This window comes from Bradyrhizobium genomosp. I (2014) (assembly GCF_000261685.1).
Classification (GTDB): domain Bacteria; phylum Pseudomonadota; class Alphaproteobacteria; order Rhizobiales; family Xanthobacteraceae; genus Bradyrhizobium.
In genome coordinates this window covers 1-2,562 of the sequence record NZ_AJQE01000090.1, presented here as the reverse complement: position 1 = coordinate 2,562, position 2,562 = coordinate 1, and the positions used below count along the sequence as shown (strand labels likewise).

Sequence of the window (2,562 nt, the reverse complement as noted above, 5' to 3'; positions counted from 1 at the left end):
GCGGGAGCCGCAGCCGAAATTGTCGCCGGCCACCAACACCTTCGCGTTGCGATAGGCCGGCTGGTTGAGCACGAAATCCGGGTTCTCGCTGCCGTCGTCCTTGTAGCGCTGCTCGGAGAAGAGCCCCTTGCCAAGGCCGGTGCGCTTGATGGTCTTGAGGTACTGCTTCGGAATGATCATGTCGGTGTCGACATTGATGATCTTCAGCGGCGCCGCGACGCCTTCCAGCGTGGTGAACTTGTCCATGGTTGCGCTTTCCCGGATGGGTCTAGGGAAGGCGTATTTATCGTGTCCGGGGCCCGAATCCTAGGCCGAATTCGGCAGATCTGCCTTACCTCTCCCGCTTGCGGGAGAGGGAGTGCACCTCCCGCGTCGCGACGCTTCCTACTCCGCTCGGGCTTCAATGGCTGCCATATCGTCGTCCGACAGACCAAAATGGTGGCCGATCTCGTGGATCAGGACGTGGCGGACGATATGGCCGAGGCTCTCGTCGTGCTCGGCCCAGTAATCCAGGATCGGCCGGCGGTAGAGCCAGACCATGTTGGGCAGCCGCGCCACGTCACCAAAACTCTGTTGCGGCAGGCCGATGCCCTGGAACAGCCCGAGCAGGTCGAATTCGCTCTCGCATTCCATCTCGTCCAGCACTTCCTCGGTCGGGAAGTCGTCGACGCGAACAATCACGCCCTCGCAGAGCCCGCGAAATTCCGCTGGCAGGCGCTCGAACACATCGTGAGCCATTGCTTCCATCTCGGCCAGCGAGGGGGCTTTCAATTCCGTCCACATGCGTCCCTCATACCGCGGGTTCCGCGGGGATGCATCTGGCTTTATAACCGCGGCGAGGTTGACGGGCGCCGCCAAAACGGGGAGCGTGGGCCCTCGGATGGGACGTTTCAGGTGGGCGGAAAAATGCGAGCGAAAACAGCGCTGACTCTACTGTGCATGGGGTTGTTTTCGCAGTTTTGCGTTGGCGCCGAAGCCCAGACCGCCAGCCCGGGGGTTCGCCTCGCTCAGGCGGCCGCGCCGGACGACATCCCCCCGCCGCGCAAGCGCCGGCCTGCCCGCTTGCGTGTCACGCCCTACTACAGCCCTGACGGCGTCTATCCGCGCTACAATCCCGGTCCCAATGCGGTCCGCGAATGCAACGCGACCTATGTGCAGGAATACCGGCCGAGCGGCACCGTGATCGTGCCGCGTGTGAGCTGCTATTGGCGCCCCGGCTGACGCCGGTTCAACACGAGCGCGCAGCGCGGAAGCCTCACGGGGTCATCATGGCGAGATGGGTTGCATGGGCCGTTGCCGTCGCGCTCGCTGCGGGCCTGCCCCGCACATCAGCGGCGCACCGGGCATCGGTGCCAGAGGCATCGGCGGGAATCGCGATTTTCGATGCGCGACGGCCCGCGCGTACGCATGAGATCGTGCGACCTGCTGCACGCCGCGATCCACGCTATTACGCGCGGCCTGTCTATTACCGTCCCTATCCCTATGGCGTGCCCGCACCCTTCGTGTTCGGCTACGGGCCGTTCTGGTGAACCGCTAGCCCGCGGGCGCAAACCCCTTGACCAGCAGCACGGTCGCCTGCGCGCCCGCTTTGCGATCGCGCGAGATGTCTTCGTACTCGGGCGAGTTCGAGAAGGCGAGGAATGCGGCCTCGTCGGGAAACGACATCATGACAAGCTTGTCATGTGGCCATGCCCCTTCGAGCACGCGCGGATGCTCGTCCGCGGCGAGCAGCCGTCCGTCGTGCTTTCTGAACACGTCGAAGAACCGCGCCTGATAGCGGTCATAGGCTGCGCGGTCCGTCATCCTCAATTGCGCAATGGCGTAGACAGTCATCTGCAAGATTCCTTCCGTCGCGGCACTGCGTCGCATCGCGGAGCCCAGTGTCGCTCATTCATGGCGCGTTCACATCGGTGTCCGCAATTTAATCTTGGGAGCGACCGTAATTGAACAGCAATGGCGCGGCCGAGACGTCGCGTCGCAGCCCTGCTGTCCAAATTCAGGGAGGATTCCATGCTGAAGATGTTCGGTCTCGGGACAAGCCCGATGCGCTTGCTCGGGATCGCGGCCGCCGCGACGCTGATGCTGTCGGCCGGCACCGCGCGTCGCGCTGAAGCGCGCAGCTTGATCAATCCGGCGACGTCACCCGCGACGAAGGCTGCGACCGACGATCTCGTCACCCAGGTTCGTCACGGCGGCGGGCACGGCGGGCATGGTGGCGGCTTTCACGGCGGAGGCTTCCGCGGTGGCGGTTTCCATGGCGGAGGACATATCGGCGGCTTCCGCGCCGCGCCGGCCTTTCGTCACAGCCATGTCGGCGGCTATCGCTATGGCGGCGTCCGCTACGGCGGATATGGCGGCTATCACCGTCACTGGGGTTATCATCGCCCTCATTACGGCTATCGCCACTTCCACCGGCGCTATTATGTCGGCGGCTATTATCCCTACTACCACTATCCGCGCCGCTGCAGAATCATCTGGACCTATTACGGCCCGCGCCGCGTCTGCCGCTGGCCGCGCTGGCACTATCCGTACCGGTATTGGTGATGTGAGCTATTCGAACAG

5 protein-coding genes and 1 pseudogene are annotated in these 2,562 nt (G+C 64.0%); 3 read left to right on the top strand and 3 right to left on the bottom strand.

Features of this window, described 5'->3' with window-relative positions; all coding sequences use genetic code 11:
- Positions 1–246, bottom strand: a pseudogene (locus tag IC50_RS08530) (3-isopropylmalate dehydratase small subunit); the annotation flags it as partial.
- Positions 247–384: 138 nt separating this feature from the next.
- Positions 385–783 carry a metallopeptidase family protein gene (locus IC50_RS08525; protein ID WP_035702975.1) on the bottom strand — a complete coding sequence of 133 codons (399 nt, stop codon included), beginning with the start codon at positions 781–783 and terminating at the stop codon, positions 385–387.
- 156 nt (positions 784–939) lie between these two features.
- Here IC50_RS08525 and IC50_RS08520 point away from each other — a divergent pair, with 156 nt between their 5' ends.
- Both IC50_RS08520 and IC50_RS08515 read left to right on the top strand, forming a co-directional pair.
- Positions 940–1,221: a hypothetical protein gene (locus IC50_RS08520; RefSeq protein ID WP_035702973.1), complete on the top strand. Its 282-nt coding sequence runs from the start codon at positions 940–942 to the stop codon at positions 1,219–1,221.
- A gap of 47 nt (positions 1,222–1,268) precedes the next feature.
- Positions 1,269–1,529 (top strand): hypothetical protein, encoded by a 261-nt coding sequence (locus tag IC50_RS08515; protein WP_035702970.1) that lies wholly within the window; start codon positions 1,269–1,271, stop codon positions 1,527–1,529.
- A gap of 4 nt (positions 1,530–1,533) precedes the next feature.
- On the opposite strand, the gene IC50_RS08510 is transcribed toward IC50_RS08515, so the two are convergent.
- Positions 1,534–1,833, bottom strand: coding sequence for a DUF1330 domain-containing protein (locus IC50_RS08510; protein WP_035702982.1), 300 nt, complete (start codon positions 1,831–1,833; stop codon positions 1,534–1,536).
- A gap of 177 nt (positions 1,834–2,010) precedes the next feature.
- Between IC50_RS08510 and IC50_RS08505 the strand changes: the two genes are divergently transcribed.
- Positions 2,011–2,544: a hypothetical protein gene (locus IC50_RS08505; RefSeq protein ID WP_035702980.1), complete on the top strand. Its 534-nt coding sequence runs from the start codon at positions 2,011–2,013 to the stop codon at positions 2,542–2,544.
- Positions 2,545–2,562: the final 18 nt, after the last annotated feature.

Coding starts and splice junctions, on each gene's coding strand:
- IC50_RS08510 (WP_035702982.1), bottom strand. CDS start 1,833: ATGACTGTCTACGCCATTGCGCAATTGAGGATGACGGACCGCGCAGCC.
- IC50_RS08520 (WP_035702973.1), top strand. CDS start 940: ATGGGGTTGTTTTCGCAGTTTTGCGTTGGCGCCGAAGCCCAGACCGCC.
- IC50_RS08505 (WP_035702980.1), top strand. CDS start 2,011: ATGCTGAAGATGTTCGGTCTCGGGACAAGCCCGATGCGCTTGCTCGGG.
- IC50_RS08515 (WP_035702970.1), top strand. CDS start 1,269: ATGGCGAGATGGGTTGCATGGGCCGTTGCCGTCGCGCTCGCTGCGGGC.
- IC50_RS08525 (WP_035702975.1), bottom strand. CDS start 783: ATGTGGACGGAATTGAAAGCCCCCTCGCTGGCCGAGATGGAAGCAATG.